The organism is Rahnella sp. CG8, assembly GCF_023701875.1.
Lineage (GTDB): Bacteria > Pseudomonadota > Gammaproteobacteria > Enterobacterales > Enterobacteriaceae > Rahnella > Rahnella aceris.
On record NZ_JABAED010000002.1, the window covers coordinates 21,346 to 39,559 of the forward strand.

Annotated in this window: 16 protein-coding genes; 12 read left to right on the forward strand and 4 right to left on the reverse strand. The window is 53.4% G+C overall.

The window, feature by feature from the left end:
• Positions 1–1,242, reverse strand: a complete 1,242-nt coding sequence (locus HGO41_RS02100) for an MFS transporter (protein ID WP_015689639.1) — start codon at positions 1,240–1,242, stop codon at positions 1–3.
• Positions 1,243–1,486: 244 nt separating this feature from the next.
• On the opposite strand from HGO41_RS02100, the gene HGO41_RS02105 reads away from it, so the two are divergent.
• The 5 genes from HGO41_RS02105 to shiA all read left to right on the forward strand — a co-directional run bounded on the left by HGO41_RS02105 (position 1,487) and on the right by shiA (position 6,884).
• A complete protein-coding gene (locus HGO41_RS02105) occupies positions 1,487–2,494 on the forward strand; it encodes a LacI family DNA-binding transcriptional regulator (RefSeq protein WP_112151762.1) in 1,008 nt (335 codons plus the stop codon).
• A gap of 201 nt (positions 2,495–2,695) precedes the next feature.
• Positions 2,696–3,469, forward strand: a complete 774-nt coding sequence (locus tag HGO41_RS02110) for an SDR family oxidoreductase (protein ID WP_013574936.1) — start codon at positions 2,696–2,698, stop codon at positions 3,467–3,469.
• Positions 3,470–3,602: 133 nt separating this feature from the next.
• Positions 3,603–4,511 (forward strand): LysR family transcriptional regulator, encoded by a 909-nt coding sequence (locus HGO41_RS02115; protein ID WP_250980726.1) that lies wholly within the window; start codon positions 3,603–3,605, stop codon positions 4,509–4,511.
• 150 nt (positions 4,512–4,661) lie between these two features.
• Positions 4,662–5,360 (forward strand): RluA family pseudouridine synthase, encoded by a 699-nt coding sequence (locus HGO41_RS02120; RefSeq protein ID WP_121019469.1) that lies wholly within the window; start codon positions 4,662–4,664, stop codon positions 5,358–5,360.
• A 204-nt stretch (positions 5,361–5,564) separates the two neighbouring features.
• A complete protein-coding gene (gene shiA / locus HGO41_RS02125) occupies positions 5,565–6,884 on the forward strand; it encodes a shikimate transporter (RefSeq protein ID WP_250980727.1) in 1,320 nt (439 codons plus the stop codon).
• Positions 6,885–6,950: 66 nt separating this feature from the next.
• On the opposite strand, the gene HGO41_RS02130 is transcribed toward shiA, so the two are convergent.
• Complete coding sequence (locus tag HGO41_RS02130) at positions 6,951–7,592, reverse strand: glutathione S-transferase family protein (RefSeq protein WP_013574932.1); 642 nt, start codon at positions 7,590–7,592, stop codon at positions 6,951–6,953.
• Positions 7,593–7,719: 127 nt separating this feature from the next.
• On the opposite strand from HGO41_RS02130, the gene HGO41_RS02135 reads away from it, so the two are divergent.
• The gene (locus tag HGO41_RS02135; protein ID WP_037035937.1) at positions 7,720–9,168 is read left to right on the forward strand and encodes an AMP nucleosidase; all 1,449 of its coding nucleotides are present in this window, start codon (positions 7,720–7,722) and stop codon (positions 9,166–9,168) included.
• A gap of 233 nt (positions 9,169–9,401) precedes the next feature.
• Complete coding sequence (locus HGO41_RS02140; RefSeq protein ID WP_037035940.1) at positions 9,402–10,832, forward strand: EmmdR/YeeO family multidrug/toxin efflux MATE transporter; 1,431 nt, start codon at positions 9,402–9,404, stop codon at positions 10,830–10,832.
• A gap of 10 nt (positions 10,833–10,842) precedes the next feature.
• On the opposite strand, the gene HGO41_RS02145 is transcribed toward HGO41_RS02140, so the two are convergent.
• The gene (locus HGO41_RS02145; RefSeq protein WP_015689638.1) at positions 10,843–11,529 is read right to left on the reverse strand and encodes a response regulator; all 687 of its coding nucleotides are present in this window, start codon (positions 11,527–11,529) and stop codon (positions 10,843–10,845) included.
• Positions 11,519–13,186: an ATP-binding protein gene (locus HGO41_RS02150; protein ID WP_250980728.1), complete on the reverse strand. Its 1,668-nt coding sequence runs from the start codon at positions 13,184–13,186 to the stop codon at positions 11,519–11,521. The genes HGO41_RS02145 and HGO41_RS02150 overlap by 11 nt, the downstream gene beginning before the upstream one ends.
• A 371-nt stretch (positions 13,187–13,557) precedes the next feature.
• Between HGO41_RS02150 and HGO41_RS02155 the strand changes: the two genes are divergently transcribed.
• The 5 genes from HGO41_RS02155 (at position 13,558) to citE (ending at position 18,205) form a co-directional block, all read left to right on the forward strand.
• A complete protein-coding gene (locus tag HGO41_RS02155) occupies positions 13,558–14,922 on the forward strand; it encodes a 2-hydroxycarboxylate transporter family protein (RefSeq protein WP_037035946.1) in 1,365 nt (454 codons plus the stop codon).
• 36 nt (positions 14,923–14,958) lie between these two features.
• Positions 14,959–15,846 (forward strand): fumarylacetoacetate hydrolase family protein, encoded by an 888-nt coding sequence (locus tag HGO41_RS02160; protein ID WP_013574926.1) that lies wholly within the window; start codon positions 14,959–14,961, stop codon positions 15,844–15,846.
• Positions 15,847–15,932: 86 nt separating this feature from the next.
• On the forward strand, positions 15,933–17,027 hold the full coding sequence (citC, locus tag HGO41_RS02165) for a [citrate (pro-3S)-lyase] ligase (RefSeq protein ID WP_217244263.1): 1,095 nt from the start codon (positions 15,933–15,935) through the stop codon (positions 17,025–17,027).
• Between the two features lie 15 nt (positions 17,028–17,042).
• Positions 17,043–17,333: a citrate lyase acyl carrier protein gene (gene citD / locus HGO41_RS02170; RefSeq protein WP_013574924.1), complete on the forward strand. Its 291-nt coding sequence runs from the start codon at positions 17,043–17,045 to the stop codon at positions 17,331–17,333.
• The gene (citE, locus tag HGO41_RS02175) at positions 17,330–18,205 is read left to right on the forward strand and encodes a citrate (pro-3S)-lyase subunit beta (RefSeq protein ID WP_013574923.1); all 876 of its coding nucleotides are present in this window, start codon (positions 17,330–17,332) and stop codon (positions 18,203–18,205) included. The genes citD and citE overlap by 4 nt, the downstream gene beginning before the upstream one ends.
• Positions 18,206–18,214: the final 9 nt, after the last annotated feature.

Sequence of the window (18,214 nt, forward strand, 5' to 3'; positions counted from 1 at the left end):
TCAGATAGTAGAAAGTTGCGGTATCTGTGGATCCCTAGAAGGCTTACCTGAGCGCAACAAGAAAATAGAAATAAAGGTGATACAGAACACCATCAGCCCCATAACCAGATAGGACTGGGCAAATCCATATTTTTCGTAGCTGTAGCCGGCGAGGGGGGACAACACGGTGGCTATCACTGAGCTCGTACAGGCAAAGCCCACCAGATAGAGCGTGGATGAGAGTCGTTTATCGAAGTTAAGACTGTTGTATTTGAAGATAGCGATTAACAGTACCGGGAGTTCGACGGCATGCAGCAGCTTAGTAATGGAGATAAGCAGCGGGCCTTCCACTAAACCGGAAGCGACCATGCGCATCGCCATCACCATTCCGGCGAAAATCAGACCATTTTTGGCACCGATACGATTGACCAGCCACGGCGCACAGAACATGCCTGCGGCCTCCAGGAACACCTGAAACGAATTAAGATAACCGTACATGGCATTCCCTTCATGTTGCGTCGGGAACTGTGAGGAAAAATAGACCGGGAACTGCTGATCGTAGACGCCGTAAATACAGGTGCCGACCACAAAGAATACCAGAGCCCAGAAGCGCGGCAGGGTCAGCAGGCGTAATGCGTCCTCAAGGGTGACTTTGCCGCCTGACACGGCTTCCTGCATCGCGTGCGGTGCCGAGGAGACGCGTAACCGCATCAAAAGCATAAAGAAGATCAGACCAGAACAACTGGCGACCGCGAAGTTCAGTTTCGGGTTGATATTAAACAGTAACCCGGCGAAAAACGTGGCGACAGCCCAACCCAGCGATCCCCACATTCTTGCTTTTCCGAATTCAAACTGGCTCTGGCGGGCAACACGCTCGGTGTAGGATTCAAGTACACCAATACCGCCATTGAAGGTCAGGCCGATATAGATCCCGCCAAAAAAACTGCCCAGAAAGACATTAATTTTCAGAAGATGTCCAAACAGCAGATAGGCCGGACCGGAAAAGATCAACAATGCCGTGATAAACCAGAGCAGGTTCTTACGCAGACCGAGTTTATCCTGAATAAAACCGTAACAAATTTGCACAAACAGCGTGGAAAGCGACATCACGGAAAAAATGATCCCGGTGTCCCCTGCTTTCAGACCCACTTCCTGATGTAGCCAGATCGAGAGCAACGACCCTGTAGAGGACCAGGTCACAAAGAAAAAGAACAATAAAGCGCTGAGTATCAGATAACTGTGAGAATGACGGGTTTTCATCATGGCAATCTCATGCTGAGGTGGAGCGCAAATGATAACGTTAACATAAAATAAAACGCATGCCGTTTTACGGCGATTCTAGATGTTAATCACAAAAGTTAACGTTAACATTATCAGTGTGAGATCATGATCAACTTTTCGGGTTTACAGCAAACGACACACGCAGTCCAAAATCACGTATGATCCTTTTACATCAGCAAGTTAGTTTTATAGCCTGTCGCGTAGTGACAAGTTTGGAGCGAGAAGAATGGCATCCCTGAAAGATGTGGCAAAACTGGCAAACGTGTCGCTGATGACGGTTTCCAGGGCATTAAACTCCCCGGAACGCCTGAAGCCGGAGACCCTGGCTCGCGTACAGTCCGCTATCGACGCCACTAATTACGTGCCCGATTTATCGGCAAAAAAAATACGTGGCGCTCACGCGATTGCAAAAACCATCGGTGTGCTGGCACTTGATACTGTGACCACCCCCTTTTCAGTGGAAATCACACTCTCCATCGAAGAAACCGCACGTGCGCATGGCTGGAACAGCTTTGTGGTTAACATGTTTTCCGATGACAGCCCGGAAAAAATCGTTGATCTGCTTCTCTCACATCGCCCGGATGGCATTATCTATACCACCATGGGATTGCGGCAGGTACCGCTGCCCGGAAAGTTGTTAAACCTCCCCTGTGTGCTGGCCAACTGTGAAAGCCTGCATCAGCAGGTAGCGAGTTATATTCCCGATGATGAATATGGACAGTATGTTGCGGTGCGGGCACTTTTATCTGCAGGCTATCGTCGCCCGCTCTGCTTACATTTGCCTGCCAACCATCTTGCGACTGTCAGACGCCGCAAAGGGCTGGAGCAGGCATGCACGCAAGCCGGTATAGCTCCTGATACGCTCGACCACCATTACATGGAATATGGCGATGAGCATTATCACGATATTCCCGACATGCTTTTGGCCCATATCAACCAGGGCAAACCTCAATTCGATTCAGTGGTATGTGGAAACGATCGTATCGCATTCATGGTCTATCAGACGCTGCTGTCACAGGGCTTAAGGATCCCTGATGATGTTGCGGTGCTTGGCTACGATAATATGGTGGGTATTGGCGATCTATTCTTACCCCCCCTCTCGACCGTGCAATTACCCCATTACGAGATAGGACGCCTTAGTGCGCTTCATATTATTAACGGTGAGTGTCATAAGAATACTGTGGCCGTTGAAAGTCCGTTACTCCTTCGTGAATCAGTAAAAAAACCACAGTAAAAGCAGATGAATATGATCAGCCGCTTTTAAAAGAATGGAAAATATCACAGGCCTGAGAATTGTCCGCAGAAAGCGTTCAGGAGCCTTATCGGGTAGTGAATTAGACTGATTTTCTGGATTGTCTATTCAGCGTTGGAGTGCTTATTTTCACGGGATTAATGTCTAGACTCAACTTTCTGACAAATACCTAAGGAGCACACCATGGCAGACCATTCTGTTAAAGGCAAAGTTGTGATCATCGCAGGCGGTGCTAAAAATCTCGGCGGTTTGATCGCCCGCGATTTAGCCGCTCAGGGGGCGAAAGCCATCGCCATTCATTACAACAGCGCCTCCTCAAAAGCAGATGCTGATGAAACGCTGGCCGCCATCGAAGCCGCCGGAGCCAGGGCGGTGGCATTGCAGGCAGATTTGACGACTGCTGCAGCCGTCGAAAAACTCTTTGCTGACACCATCGCCGCCGTTGGCAAGCCGGATATCGCTATCAACACCGTGGGCAAAGTCCTCAAAAAACCCATGGCGGAAATAAGCGAAACTGAATACGACGAGATGACATCCGTTAACTCGAAAACGGCTTTCTTTTTCCTCAAAGAAGCCGGTAAAAATCTCAACGACAACGGTAAAATCTGCACGGTAGTCACCTCACTTCTGGGTGCCTTTACCCCGTTTTACGCCGCGTATGCAGGCACGAAAGCCCCGGTGGAGCATTACACACGGGCAGCGTCCAAAGAGTTTGGCGCGCGCGGTATTTCGGTCACGGCGGTAGGACCAGGTCCGATGGATACCCCTTTCTTTTATCCTGCTGAAGGCGCTGATGCTGTGGCATATCATAAAACTGCAGCAGCACTCTCTCCTTTCAGCAAAACAGGCCTGACCGATATTGAAGACGTGGTGCCTTTCATTCGCCATCTGGTGAGCGATGGCTGGTGGATCACCGGCCAGACTATTCTGATCAACGGCGGCTATACCACCAAATAACCGATGACATCTGAATATCGGACTGTAAAAAGGATGGGTGATATGCTGAAGGCCCTGGAATATCCCCGTCCCTGCCGCAGACAAAGAGCAATAGCGAATTTCCTTTGTCAGGTATAACAACGAGATATTAAAGATGGACAGGTTCAACCAATATCGCGTATTCGCGCAGGTCGCAGAAATGGGAAGCTTTGTTCGGGCCGCCAGCGCACTCTCTGTGCCGCGAGCCTCCGTTTCTGCCGCCATCCAGCAATTAGAATCGCAACTGGGCGTGAGGCTGTTGCACCGCACCACCCGCACAGTGCGGCTGACTACCGACGGCGAGCAATTGCTCGAACGGGTGCGCCCTTTACTGGCAGAAGTAGAGGATATCGACCAGTCATTTCAGCTCAGCCAGCGCCAGGCCTCAGGGAAGCTGACCATCGATGTCCCCAGCCGCATTGCCCGTCGCCTGATTGCCCCGGCCCTGCCAGAGTTATTGCGGTGCCACCCCCATTTACAGCTGGTTCTGGGGTCATCGGACAGGGCTATCGATTTGGTACAGGACGGCGTGGATTGCGCTATCCGTGTGGGCGTATTGCATGACAGCAGTTTAGTCGTACGCTCCCTGGGTCACATAACCCTGATCAACTGCGCCAGCCCTGCTTATCTGAGCGAACATGGCCTGCCCTCCCTGCCGGACGATCTCGTCGGGGAGCATCTGGCCATCGGTTATATTTCATCAAGAACGGGTAAAGAGTTACCCTGGCAGTATCAGTCAAAGGACGGACATATACACAGTGTCAGCGTCCCCCACCAGGTTGGGGTTAACAATGCAGAAAGTTATATCGCCTGCTGCCTTGCAGGCCTTGGGCTGATCCAAATCCCCCGCTTCGATGTTCAGCATCTTCTGGATTCAGGGGAACTGATTGAGGTCCTGCCAGATTACCGTGCAGCGTCTATGCCGGTATCACTGCTCTATCCACATCGCCGCCAGCGATCCCGGAGACTGGCTGTTTTTCATGCATGGTTTGAGAAACTGATGCAACCCCATCTGGATACTTGAATTATCTCGTTTATTGACCAGAGAATTGCAGACTAAAATTAGCCGCACCGACAACATCAGCAACCTGTCTCACCCAGGCGAACCTTACCGATTCGCCAGCCGGTTTAAAATTCGTTATCATCCGCTCCCACTCTTCATCCGGGTATCCTGATGTCTGCGATTATCGATACTTTTATTGCCCCGCCGTGCCATGGTCAGATCGAGACGCTGTATCAGGACGAGCATCTGGTGCTTATCAATAAACCCACCGGACTGCTCAGCCTCTCGGGGAAAAACCCGCAAAATCTGGATTCCGTACATCACCGGCTGGTAAAGATATTTCCCGGCTGTACGCTGGTTCACCGTCTGGATTTCGGCACGTCCGGGCTGATGGTGATTGCGCGTAATAAGGCTATCAATGCCGCCCTCTGCCATCAATTCAGCCAGCGCACGGTGACCAAAGTGTACAGCGCATTGCTTTGCGGGCATCTGCAACATAACGAGGGAGTGACAGACGCGCCGATCGCCAAAGACCCTGCACTGTTTCCCCTGATGTCAATTTGCGCCGTCCACGGCAAGCCCGCCCGCTCCGGCTACCGGGTGGTTGAGCGCTTTTATCGTGAGCAGGAAAACGGCGAATTACTGCCACTGACGCGGGTACTGCTGACTCCGCAAACCGGGCGCACTCATCAGCTTCGCATTCACTGTCAGTATCTGGGCCACCCGATTTTGGGCTGTGATTTGTATGGCGGACGCCTGCTGCCGGGCACGGAACAGACTCCGCGACTGATGCTGCACGCCAGTGAACTGCATTTTTTTCATCCCGTCAGCGGAGAACGGATCGAAGCCCGCCATGCCAGCCCGTTCTGAAAGCGAAATCCTTTTTAACACCCCGCCCGGCACATTCCCTGCATTAAATTGCCCTCCCGCTTTGCAAAAGCGTTTTTAACCTGACGTTTGACGCTGTAGTCTCAGTAGCGGTTTTTATTTTGCTGCGTTCCAGCCAGGTAAACGGCCTTTAACCGATTTTAATAACGAAAAATTTTAGAAATCTGACGAACAGACAGGACAATTATGGACTCCATGCTCACCGCCCCCCACCCCGATGAGGAGATACCTTCATATCACCGTGCCCGCCGGGCTGCCTGGGGCAGTTTCGTCGGCGCAGTCGTAGACTGGTTTGATTTTTTGCTCTACGGCATCACCGCAGCATTAGTGTTTAACAGCGAATTTTTTCCGCAAATCGACCCGGCAATGGGCACACTCGCCGCATTTGCTACTTTCGGCGTCGGCTTTCTCTTCCGCCCGCTCGGCGGCATTGTCTTCGGACATTTCGGCGATCGCCTGGGTCGTAAGCGGATGCTGATGATGACCGTCTGGATCATGGGCATTGCCACCGCGTGCATCGGTATTCTTCCCTCTTTCGCGACGATTGGCTGGTGGGCTCCGGCGCTGCTGGTCACCTTGCGCGCCATTCAGGGATTTGCCGTCGGCGGCGAATGGGGTGGCGCGGCACTGCTGGCGGTGGAAAGTGCACCTTCCGGTAAAAAGGCGTTCTACAGCAGCGGGATACAGATGGGATACGGCGTCGGCCTGTTGCTGGCGACCGGACTGGTGTCACTGATCAGCAGCCTGACCACCGATGCGCAGTTCCTCAGCTGGGGCTGGCGTTTGCCATTTTTGTTCAGTGTGGTGCTGGTGCTGGGCGCGCTGTGGGTGCGCAATGGCATGGAAGAGTCGGTCGAGTTCGAACGTGCTCAGGAAACGCTCCCCAAAGCAGCAAAAAAGCGGCTACCGGTATTTGAAGCGCTGTTGCGCCATCCCGGCGCATTTTTGAAAATCATCCTCCTGCGCCTGTGCGAACTGCTGACGATGTACATTGTCACGGCGTTCGCCCTTAACTACTCGACGCATAATCTGGGGATGTCGCGTGAGCTGTTTCTGAATATCGGGCTGCTGGTCGGTGGTATCAGTTGCCTGACGATCCCGTTATTCGCCTGGCTGGCAGACCGTTTCGGCCGTCGCCGCATTTACATTACCGGCGCACTCGTCGGCGCGATGAGCGCCTTCCCGTTCTTTATGGCGCTGGAAGCCCGCTCCATTGCCGGGGTGGTGATCTTCTCGCTGCTGCTGGCAAATATCGCCCACGATATGGTGGTCTGCGTCCAGCAACCGATGTTCACGGAAATGTTCGGCGCAGGTTACCGCTACAGCGGTGCGGGTGTCGGTTATCAGGTCGCCAGCGTCGTGGGCGGCGGATTTACACCGTTTATTGCCGCCGCATTGCTGAATTTCTCCGGCGGTGAATGGCATTCCGTCGCCATTTATCTGATGGCTGGCTGTTTGCTTTCTGCGCTGACGGCGATGTTTATGAAGACACCTGCGCCGCGCTGAACCGCCGGCCATGTAGAAAAGCCCGCTTAAAAATATTAAGCGGGCTTTTTTGCACCTGAAACAGATTTAGACCACCCGCAGCTCCTCGTAAGAGATCATCACATGTTCCGCAAATGCCGGACGCTGTGTGAGTTTTTCATAATAGTGTTCAATAGCCGGGAAGGACGGCCGTTCAATGGCAATATCGAAATAGCGATACAAACTGTGTCCAAACTGAATATCGGCCAGTGTGAATGCGCTTCCGGCAAGGTAGCCATGCCGGGCAATCTGCGCTTCGGCAATCGCCAGCTTCTTGTTCAGATTCTGCAATGATTTTTCTAATGCCTGATGATCCTGATCTTTAGCCGCCGTTCTCACCACCATCCAGAACACCGGCGTAGTGAAATTCATCGCTACGCTGATTTTTGCCCATTCCGTCCATTTATCGGTTTCGGCTCGCCGTTCAGGATCCTGCGGCCAGAATTCATCAGCACCGTATTTTCCTGCCAGATAACGCAGGATGGCGCCGGTTTCCCACAGCGGCTGGCCTTCACCATCGCGGATCACAGGAACCGTGCCATTGGGGTTCATCGCCAGAAATTCCGGGGTGTCATTCCCCCCGTATTTATGGCCGATGTCAAACCGCTCATACTCCAGCCCTAATTCCCCGATACACCACATCAGCGCCTGCACATTTGACGACGTTTTTCTGCCCCATACCCGAATCATTCACTTCCCCCTGTTCGTTCATAAAAGCACCATCCGGCTCTTGTACCCTAATAAAACATTGGCGACACCGTGCAGACAAGCCATATTTAGAATGAATGACGATAAACGAAGCCCAAAGGAAAAGCGTATGGATAACAAGTCCCTCACCCCCTCACAGGCGATTGAGAAGCTCGAAAAGATGTACAACGACTCTGTGGCCGCCCTGCGGGATGCGATTAAAGATTTCATCGTTCAGGGTACGTTGCCTGATATCACAGCGCGTGCTGCCGGGCTGTTTGTTTATCCGGAACTGCGGGTCAGCTGGGATGGCGTGACGCCAGCCAAAAACCCGACCCGCGCTTATGGCCGTTTTTCGCATCCGGGCCGTTATGCCAACACCATCACGCATCCTGAGCTGTTCCGTGATTATCTGCTGGAACAGCTTTCCCTGCTGGAAGAGGAATATGATGCGGTGATTGAAGTGGTGCCGTCACAGCAGGAGATCCCTTATTCGTATGTGATTGACGGCTCGGATCTGACGCTTGACCGGTCGATGAGCGCCGGGCTGGCGAAGCATTTCCCGACCACAGAACTGTCGCAGATAGGCGATGAAACCGCAGACGGCCTGCATTATCCCGGTGACACTTTCCCGCTGTCGCATTTCAATGCGCTGCGCGCTGATTTCTCGCTGGCACGCCTGCGCCATTACACCGGCACGCTCACCGAACATTTTCAGCCATATGTGCTATTCACCAACTACACCCGATACGTCGATGAGTTTGTCAGCTGGGCGTGTGCGCAAATTGCCGATCCGGAAAGCCCGTATGAAGCACTGGCCTGCGCGGGCAGTGTATTTATCACGGCAGAAACGCAAAACCCTGAGCAGGCAGTGTCTGATCTGGCCTGGAAAAAACACCAGATGCCCGCCTATCATCTGATTGCCCGCGACGGTGCGGGGATTACACTGGTGAACATCGGCGTCGGCCCTGCCAACGCCAAAACCATTTGTGACCATCTGGCGGTGCTGCGTCCCCATGTCTGGCTGATGATTGGTCACTGCGGCGGATTACGTGAAACACAGTCGATCGGTGATTACGTTCTGGCGCACGCTTATTTACGTGACGACCATGTACTGGATGCCGTACTGCCGCCGGATATCCCGATCCCAAGCATTGCTGAAGTGCAACGTGCCTTGTATGACGCGACCAAAATGATGAGCGGCATGCCGGGTGAGCTGGTCAAGCAACGCCTGCGTACCGGCACGGTGGTGACTACCGATGACCGTAACTGGGAATTGCGTTATTCCGCCTCGGCATTGCGTTTTAATCTCAGCCGCGCCGTCGCCGTCGATATGGAAAGTGCAACCATCGCCGCGCAGGGATACCGCTTCCGGGTGCCTTACGGCACGCTGCTGTGCGTATCGGATAAGCCGTTGCACGGTGAAATCAAACTGCCGGGTCAGGCAAACAAATTCTACGAAGGCGCCATCTCAGAACATCTGCAAATTGGTATCTGTGCCATCGACCTGTTGCGCGCTGAGGGCGATCATCTGCATTCACGCAAATTGCGTACCTTTAACGAACCCCCTTTCCGCTGATAACCACTCTGATTCCCCTAAAAGAGTTCGTGTTGCAGGCAGGCGGCAAGTTTGATAATCCCGGTGAGCTGACATTAAGTCAGTGATTCGGGTTATTAACCGCAGCCCCCCCATCTGCGGCACGAAATATGGCGGGGAATTAAGGATTTCCTAAAAAAGACTTTGCATAATGCAGAGTCTTTTACCATCATAAATTAAAACGCTGTTCTACTTTCTTCCACACTGGAATTCTCTTGCAAAACGTCATCGTCTCTTTGCGCAAAGCCATCGAGCGCACGCCCTGGTATCCGAAACGGCGTTCTTACCGTACGTTGTTCTGGCGCGAAATAACGCCCCTCGCTGTCCCTATTTTCTTCGAAAATGCCTGCGTACTGCTGATGGGCGTACTGAGTACTTTTCTGGTCAGCTGGCTGGGCAAGGAAGCAATGGCAGGCGTGGGTCTGGCCGACAGTTTCAATATGGTGGTGATTTCATTCTTCGCCGCTGTCGATCTTGGTACCACCGTCGTCGTGGCATTCAGCCTCGGTAAACTCGACCACGAGCGCGCCCGTGCGGCAGCACGTCAGTCACTGGCGATCATGACCGTTTTTGCCGTACTGCTGGCGATACTTCTGCAATTTTCCGGACATGTAATTGTCGACATGATCGCCGGCAATGCCGAGCCGGAGGTAAAAGAACTGGCGCTGTCTTACCTGCAAATGAGCAGCTGGAGCTATCCGGCGGCAGCCATTGCCCTGATCGGTTCCGGTGCTTTGCGTGGTGCGGGTAACACCAAAATCCCGATGTTACTTAACGGCGGGATGAACATCCTCAATCTGGTGATCAGCAGTGTGCTGATCTATGGTTGTTTCGGCTGGCACGGTCTGGGCTTTATCGGTGCCGGACTGGGGCTGACCATTTCACGTTATATCGGCGCGGTGGCCGTCATTTTCGTGCTGATGATTGGTTTCAATCCGTCCCTGAAAATCTCGCTGAAAAGCTATTTTCTGCCGCTCAATACCAACATTCTGCGCGAAGTCTTAGGCATCGGTATTCCGGCCAGTATCGAATCGGTATTGTTTAACGGCGGTAAATTACTGACGCAGGTTTTTGTCGCAGGCATGGGCACCAATGTGATTGCCGGTAACTTTATCGCCTTCTCGATTGCGGCGCTGATCAACCTGCCGGGCAACGCGCTGGGTTCTGCCTCGACCATTATCGTGGGAACACGTCTGGGCAAAGGGCAAATTGCCCAATCTGAGCGCCAGTTGCGCCATATTTTCTGGCTTTCCACTTTCGGGCTGTGTGTTCTGGCCTTCCTTTCAGTGCCATTTGCCGGTTTGCTGGCACGGTTTTACACCAACGAACAGGATGTTATCGACGTCGTCAAAATCCTTATCTGGCTGAACGCCGCCTTTATGCCTTTCTGGGCTGCCTCGTGGGTATTGCCTGCGGGCCTGAAAGGCGCGCGTGATGCCCGCTTTACCATGTACGTTTCTATGCTCGGGATGTGGGGCTGCCGTATTGTGGTGGGCTATTTCCTCGGGATCGTCCTGGGTTTCGGCGTAGTCGGCATCTGGCTGGGGATGTTCCTCGACTGGATCGTGCGCGGCCTGTTTTTCTACTGGCGTATGGCCAGCGGCCGCTGGTTGTGGAAATACCCGAAGGCCAAAAGGACAGCATGACTTACTGCGGTTATGCCCGCCGGTACATCCGGCGGGGATGGCCGATTTTCCCGTAGAGCATGTCGACTTTCAAATCGCCTTTCTGCACACAGTGTTCGAGATAGCGGCGGGCAGTGGTTTTACTCAACCCCGTTTCGCTGACGACTTCATCCACTGAATAGCAGCGTCCGGCATCCTGCATAAAGATGCCTTCCACCAGATTTAACGTGTTTTCCTCGATGCCTTTATTACCCGCTTTCGGCGTGAAATCCTTCGCCTGGAGCTGATAAAGGCTGTCTACGTTTTGCTGATCCACCACTTTCCAGGTCCGCTGTGTCTGGCTGAACTGGATAAAGCGATCCAGCGATTGTTGCAGCCTGTTCCACGACACCGGTTTGAGGATGTAATCAAAAGCACCACAGCGGATCGCCTGACTGCAGGTATTCATGTCGCTGGCGGCGGTGATAAAAATCACCGAACAGGGTGTTCTCTTCAGCAGGTCATCCTCAATCAGTGAAATCCCCTGACCGTCAGGCAAATAGTTATCCAGCAACAGCAGTTGCGGCCGCTTTTCTTCGATAAGCACTTTCGCTTCATGCAGCGTGGATGCGACACCCACCAGTCGCAACCAGCGGTGATTATCAATCAGTTCGGCATACAGTTGTGCCAGCTGGTTTTCATCTTCAACAATCATTACGTCAATCATTTCAGCTTGCATCATTTGCTCTCTTCCAGTTCTTCTGGTCGGGGATTACCGGCATAAAGCCAGCCTTTTCTTCAGGGCAGCACACCGGAATAAAGACCGAGAAAACAGCGCCGCTCGGCGGATTATCGGACACTTCAATGGTTCCGCCCGCATGGCTGACATAGCTGGCAACCAGATGCAGTCCCAGCCCGTGATCACCTTGCGTTTTGGATGTCACCCCCAGCGCAAAAATCTGTTCGCGCCGCTCCTGCGCAATCCCGATGCCGTGGTCAGCGACTTCAATCACCAGCTCATCCGTGCCGGAAACGACATACACTTCAACCGGCCCGGCATCACTGCCGCGCAGTAACGTGGCTTCGATGGCGTTATCCAGCAGGTTGCCGATGATCGACATCAGTTCAGTTTCACTGAGCGCAGCAGGCAGATACGTTAATTCACAGGCAGGATCGAATGTGAGCTCAACGCCTTTTTCCCGGGCACGGGCATATTTTCCGAGTAATAAACCGCACAACCTTGGCGAGCAGAACCGCTCTGAAACGAAATCCAGCAATTCCTGCGCACTTTCAGACTGAGCCTCGATATAACGAATCGCCTCATCGTAGCGTCCCATATGCAGCAGGCCAGCGAGCGTTGCCGTCCAGTTGAGCTGTTCATGCCGCATCACCCGCAGGTTATCGGCATAACGCTGCACCTGACTTAGCTGGATGCTGAGCCGGTCGATATCGCTGCAATCCCGAAAAGTGATCACCCAGCCCTGAAGCTGGTCTTCCAGCATGATCCGCACCCGACTGGCAATCACGGTCAGGTTATTGAACAGGCAGATTTCGTCGTGAATGTCTTTTTTCAGCATGACCTGCGGGTCAAAGAAACTGACCGGCGCAATCACCTGCCTGAGCGGCTGACCACGCAGTTCACGGGACGGCACATCAAGGTTGAGCAGCTTTTTGGCCGCCTGGTTGATGCCCGCCACCCGGGAGTGCGCATCAATGGCGATCACCCCTTCGTAAATCGACTCCATCAGCGCCTTTTGCTGACGCACCAGCAGGCCGATTTCCCGGGGCTCCAGCGCAAACATCTGTCGTTTAATCGAACGTGAAAAAAACCATGAAAAGGTAAACAACGCCAGCAGCAAGGTAGCGGCCGCCAGTAAAATGCGGATGGCTTTTTCAACGGTCAGACTGTTGATGTGGCTGGTGAGATAGCCGACAGAAACGATACCCATCACCTTGCCTTGCGCATTCACGATCGGTGCTTTACTGCGCAGCGACAGCCCGATCCCACCCAGCCGGATGGTGGTGGTGCTTTTACCCGCCAGCACTTCTTCGTTGTCCCCTCCGACCAGCGTTTTTCCGACGCGGTCAGCATAAATCGAATGAAACAGATGTATCGCTTTACCATCGCCGATCACCATATAACTGGCATCGCTGTGAGCAGAAATATTCCTCATTAAACTGTTAATTGCTGAAATGTCCTTATTTTCAACTGCGGCAATTAATGAGGGAATAAGTGCAATTTCCTCTGCCTGAACTTTTGCACGAATACCCATATCTTCATATAACTGACGTTCTATATCGTGATAGTAATAAACACCTGTCAGCGAAAAAAGCGCCATAAATAACAGAACAAGATAAACAAAAAGCTTTATCTGAAAAGAAGGACGGAACCGCATCGGAGAACCTATCGCCAGACAGTGATATTAACAAACAGTATGTGAAGATTATCATCCCCCTGTATTTCCGTCAGAATGAAGGATCAAAGTTGCGAGGCATGCCGCAGAACACCTTCAGGCACCGCAAGCCTCTGACGGCACAACACATAATTCACAACAGCTATTTCACGATAAATTAACAGTAATATTATAATTACAAATAACACCATAAAAACCACGAGAAAATAAACGCATCACGAATTTTTAAATTAATTAAAACCATAAAAACCTTTCGCTCCTTTAAAACACCCTGTCTAATTTGCGGCACTTCACATATTACCGGTTATTATTCCTCTTACACTCCCTGCACAAATTGACACAGGGGATTCATCATGAGTACAACCGACGACACTTATTCTGTTCCCGCGGGAGTTTCTTCCGCAAAACAGCTCTCATTAAAAGAAAAATGGTGGCACATTCTCGACACCTGGAAAATCGGCATTATTCCGTTGCCGCTGTTTGCCATGGCGGGGTTGCTTATCGCAATAGATTGTCTCGACGGCAAACTGCCGAGCGACATCGTGGTCATGGTCGCCACACTGGCATTCTTTGGATTCGCCTGCGGCGAATTCGGCAAACGTCTTCCTTTCATCGGCAAGATGGGCGCGGCAGCGATTTGCGCCACGTTCATTCCTTCCGCGCTGGTCTATTACGGCCTGCTGCCGGATGTCGTGGTGGAATCCACCACCAAGTTCTATAAAAGCACCAACATTCTGTATCTCTACATTTGTTGCATCATCGTGGGCAGCATCATGAGCATGGATCGCAAAGTGCTGATCCAGGGTTTCATGCGTATTTTCTTCCCGATGCTGTGTGGCGAAGTGGTCGGCATGCTGGTCGGGATGGGCGTGGGTCTGTCGCTGGGCATGGAACCTTTCCAGATTTTCTTCTTCCTGATCCTGCCGATTATGGCCGGTGGCGTCGGTGAAGGAGCGATTCCACTTTCCATCGGTTATGCAGCCATCCTGCATATGGATCAGGGCGTAGCGCTGGGTCGCATTCTGCCTATCGTGATGCTGGGGGGTCTGACCGCTATCGTCATTTCCGGCTCACTCAATCAGTTAGGTAAACGCTATCCGCATCTGACCGGTGAAGGCCAACTGATGCCGTCTTCCAAAAATGCCACCGCTGACAGCAGCAAGCTGAGCGGCACCGGTGGTAAAACGGATGTCACCACCATCGCGGCAGGCGCCCTGCTGGCCGTTCTGCTGTATATGGTGGGCATGCTGTTACACAAACTGATTGGTCTTCCTGCACCGGTCGGCATGCTGTTTGCGGCCGTTGGCCTGAAACTGGCGCACGGCGTTTCACCCCGCCTGCTGGAAGGCTCTCAGGTGGTGTACAAATTCTTCCAGACTTCCGTCACCTACCCGATTTTGTTCGCCGTCGGCGTGGCCATCACCCCGTGGAATGAACTGGTCGCCGCATTCACCATTTCTAATCTCCTGGTCATTGTCAGCACCGTTGCGGCGCTGGTCGCCACCGGCTTCTTCGTCGGCAAGAAAATTGGCATGCACCCGATTGATGTGGCCATTGTTTCGTGCTGCCAGAGCGGTCAGGGCGGTACCGGTGACGTCGCCATTCTGACAGCGGGTAACCGCATGCAACTGATGCCATTTGCCCAAATTGCTACGCGCATTGGCGGCGCCATCAATGTCTCAGTCTCCCTGCTGGTGCTTGGCAACTTCCTTGTCTGACGCCGGGCTAACCCTTTTTTAATTCAGGACATTTTTATGAAACTGGCAAGTTATCTCTATCAGGGACGCAAGTCCTACGGCATCGCGACAGAGCGCGGCATGATCGACCTCGGCCGCCATCTCGGGCAACGTTATCCCGACCTCAAAGCCCTGCTGGCAGGCAATGCGCTGGCACAGGCCCAGGCGCTGGCTGCCCTGCCCGCTGATGTGGATTTCGACGACCTGACTTTTCTGCCGGTGATCCAGAATCCGGAAAAAATTCTCTGTGTCGGCATGAATTACGCCGAAAAGCGTAAAGAGTTTGATCAGCATAATCCGGCCCCGACGCTGTTCGTCCGCTTCGCCGATTCCCAAACCGGCCATGCCTCTCCCGTTATCAAACCGAGCCTTTCTGTCGAGTTCGATTACGAAGGTGAACTGGCGGTGATTATCGGTTCTGCGGGGGAAAATATTTCCCGCGAAGATGCACTTACTCATGTCGCAGGATATAGCTGTTATATGGACGGCTCCGCCCGTGACTGGCAGCACACCTGGTTTACCGCCGGTAAAAACTGGCCGCAAACCGGTGCGTTCGGACCGTGGATGACCACCGCCGATGAGATCCCCGACCCGCACACCCTGGCGATCCGCACCTGGCTGAACGGCCACATGGTGCAGGACGACAACACCCGCAGCATGATCCACAAAGTCGCCGAACTGATTGAGTACATCAGCACCTTTACCTCGCTGAGTGCCGGTGACGTGATCATTACCGGCTCACCGGGCGGCGTGGGTAAAAAGCGCGTACCGCCGCTGTTTATGAAACCCGGCGACCGTATCGAAGTAGAAATCGAAAAGATTGGTCATCTCAGCAATATGATTGTCGCAGCAGACACGAAGGTTGCCGCCAGCCGTCAGGTGAGTCATGCCCAGGCAGCCCACTAACCGGTTAACACTGACCGAACTGGCCGGGCATTCAGCCCGGCGTTTTAAACATCGCTTTGACTTACAGCCGACATCAGGAACGCATTATGTTCAGCCGTGACCAACCGGACTTTCATGTCATCAGTGTCAGCCAGCCGCCGGAAGGCATGCTGGAGGATATCCGCACCCTGTTGCAGCAAAGCCAGTTAGGCATGGATGACGACATTGAGCAGTTCGTGGTGGCCTGCTCCGGCCGCCGTCTGGTCGGCTGCGCCGGTCTGGTCAGCAACACTATCAAATGCGTCGCCGTGGCCGCCGACTGGCGCGGGGAAAATCTCAGCGCCAGATTGCTGGGTGAAGTGGAAAATCTGGCGGTGTCCGGCGGCAAATTCCATTTATTTCTCTATACGCGGCCATCGAATCTGCAGCGCTTTCGCGGCTGCGGATTTTACCCGCTGGTGCAATGGGACGACGTTGCCGTGCTGATGGAAAACACGCCGGTAGGCATCAGCCATTATTGCCGCGGGTTGCAGCGCCATCACCACCACGGCCAGCGCATCGGTGCCGTGGTGATGAATGCCAACCCGTTCACCCTCGGGCATCGCTTTCTGGCAGAACAGGCAGCGGCAACCTGTGACTGGTTGCATGTGTTTGTGGTGAGCGAAGATGTGTCGTATTTCCCGTTTAAAGAACGTCTTGAAATGGTCCGTCTGGGTGTCGCGGACCTGCCCAACGTGACGGTGCATGCCGGTTCTGAATACCTGATCTCCCGCGCAACTTTTCCCGGCTATTTTCTCAAGGACGCCGGGCTGGTGAATCAGGCGTGGAGTGTGATGGATTTGCTGATTTTTCGTCAGTACATCGCACCGGCGTTAGGCATTACCCACCGTTTTGTCGGCAGCGAGCCTTTCTGTCCGGTGACCCATCAGTACAACTGCGACATGCATGACTGGCTGGAAGCGCCCGCACGCCTGACGTCGCCACCGCTGAAGGTGATTGAGTTGCCGCGCAAACGTCACGCCAGCGGCCGGGCCATTTCGGCCTCAGAAGTGCGTGTGCTGCTCCGGGCGCATCAGTTACCGCGCATCCGGGACATTGTTCCGCTCAGCACTTATGTACACCTTGAACAACACTATTCCGCCACTGCGCCCGCAGAACCGGCGCATGACGATGTCCTTATTATTTCACCCTCACTTTGTTAACAGCAGGAAATATTGATGAAAATTGTGAAGGAGGCGCTGGCAGGCACGGTTGAATCCAGCGATTTACTGGTAAAAATCGCCCCGGCCAGTGAGCTGAATGTGGTGATCAGCAGCGAGGTCGCCAAACAATTTGGCGACCAGATCCGCAGTGTGGTGAATGACACGCTGAGTGCACTCGGCGTCATCGCGGGTTTGGTGATTATCGAAGATAAAGGTGCGCTGGATTGTGTGATCCGCGCCCGGGTACAAAGTGCAGTACTGCGTGCGGCACAGGCTGAAGAGATTAACTGGGAGACATTACGATGAAAAAACTCCGCCGCAGTATGCTGTTCCTGCCGGGGTCCAGCGCCGCTATGTTATCCACGGCATTTATCTATCGCCCTGACTCCATCATGTTTGATCTGGAAGATGCCGTTTCGCTGCGCGAAAAAGATACCGCACGCATTCTGGTATTTCATGCCCTGCAACACCCGATGTATCGCGATATTGAAACCGTGGTGCGCATCAATCAGCTCAGCACCCCCTTTGGCCTTAAAGATCTCGAGGCCGTGGTGCGGGCGGGCGTGGATGTGGTGCGCTTACCCAAAACCGATACGCCGGAAGATATTTTTGAGCTGGAAGCGCATATCGAACGCATCGAGAAAGACTGCGGTCGCGAAGGTGGCTCCACCAAAATTATGGCGGCCATCGAATCGGCCATTGGTGTGATTAACGCCGTGGCGATCGCCCGCTGCTCGCCGCGTCTTATCGGCATCGCGCTGGCGGCTTTCGATTATGTGATGGACATGCAAACCGAGCGCGGCGACGGTACCGAACTGTTTTATGCCCGTTGCGCCGTGCTGCACGCGGCACGCGCCGCCGGAATTGACGCCTTCGATGTGGTGTATTCCGACATCAACGATGAGGCCGGTTTCCTGCGTGAAGTGGAACTGATCCGCAAGATGGGCTTTAACGGCAAATCCCTGATCAACCCGCGACAGATTGAGCTGCTGCATAACGCTTACGCACCGACGCAGGAAGATGTCGACTATGCGCACCGCGTAATTGCCGCCGCAGAGGAAGGCGAGCGCAAGGGTCTGGGCGTAATTTCGCTCAACGGCAAGATGATCGATGGCCCGATCATTAACCATGCGCAGGTGGTACTGGAACGCGCCAGTGCATCCGGCATCCGTCGCTAGCCCTCAATT

Coding starts and splice junctions, on each gene's coding strand:
- shiA (WP_250980727.1), top strand. CDS start 5,565: ATGGACTCCATGCTCACCGCCCCCCACCCCGATGAGGAGATACCTTCA.
- citE (WP_013574923.1), top strand. CDS start 17,330: ATGAAAAAACTCCGCCGCAGTATGCTGTTCCTGCCGGGGTCCAGCGCC.
- citC (WP_217244263.1), top strand. CDS start 15,933: ATGTTCAGCCGTGACCAACCGGACTTTCATGTCATCAGTGTCAGCCAG.
- citD (WP_013574924.1), top strand. CDS start 17,043: ATGAAAATTGTGAAGGAGGCGCTGGCAGGCACGGTTGAATCCAGCGAT.
- HGO41_RS02155 (WP_037035946.1), top strand. CDS start 13,558: ATGAGTACAACCGACGACACTTATTCTGTTCCCGCGGGAGTTTCTTCC.
- HGO41_RS02120 (WP_121019469.1), top strand. CDS start 4,662: ATGTCTGCGATTATCGATACTTTTATTGCCCCGCCGTGCCATGGTCAG.
- HGO41_RS02100 (WP_015689639.1), bottom strand. CDS start 1,242: ATGATGAAAACCCGTCATTCTCACAGTTATCTGATACTCAGCGCTTTA.
- HGO41_RS02105 (WP_112151762.1), top strand. CDS start 1,487: ATGGCATCCCTGAAAGATGTGGCAAAACTGGCAAACGTGTCGCTGATG.
- HGO41_RS02130 (WP_013574932.1), bottom strand. CDS start 7,592: ATGATTCGGGTATGGGGCAGAAAAACGTCGTCAAATGTGCAGGCGCTG.
- HGO41_RS02110 (WP_013574936.1), top strand. CDS start 2,696: ATGGCAGACCATTCTGTTAAAGGCAAAGTTGTGATCATCGCAGGCGGT.
- HGO41_RS02115 (WP_250980726.1), top strand. CDS start 3,603: ATGGACAGGTTCAACCAATATCGCGTATTCGCGCAGGTCGCAGAAATG.
- HGO41_RS02135 (WP_037035937.1), top strand. CDS start 7,720: ATGGATAACAAGTCCCTCACCCCCTCACAGGCGATTGAGAAGCTCGAA.
- HGO41_RS02150 (WP_250980728.1), bottom strand. CDS start 13,186: ATGCGGTTCCGTCCTTCTTTTCAGATAAAGCTTTTTGTTTATCTTGTT.
- HGO41_RS02160 (WP_013574926.1), top strand. CDS start 14,959: ATGAAACTGGCAAGTTATCTCTATCAGGGACGCAAGTCCTACGGCATC.
- HGO41_RS02145 (WP_015689638.1), bottom strand. CDS start 11,529: ATGCAAGCTGAAATGATTGACGTAATGATTGTTGAAGATGAAAACCAG.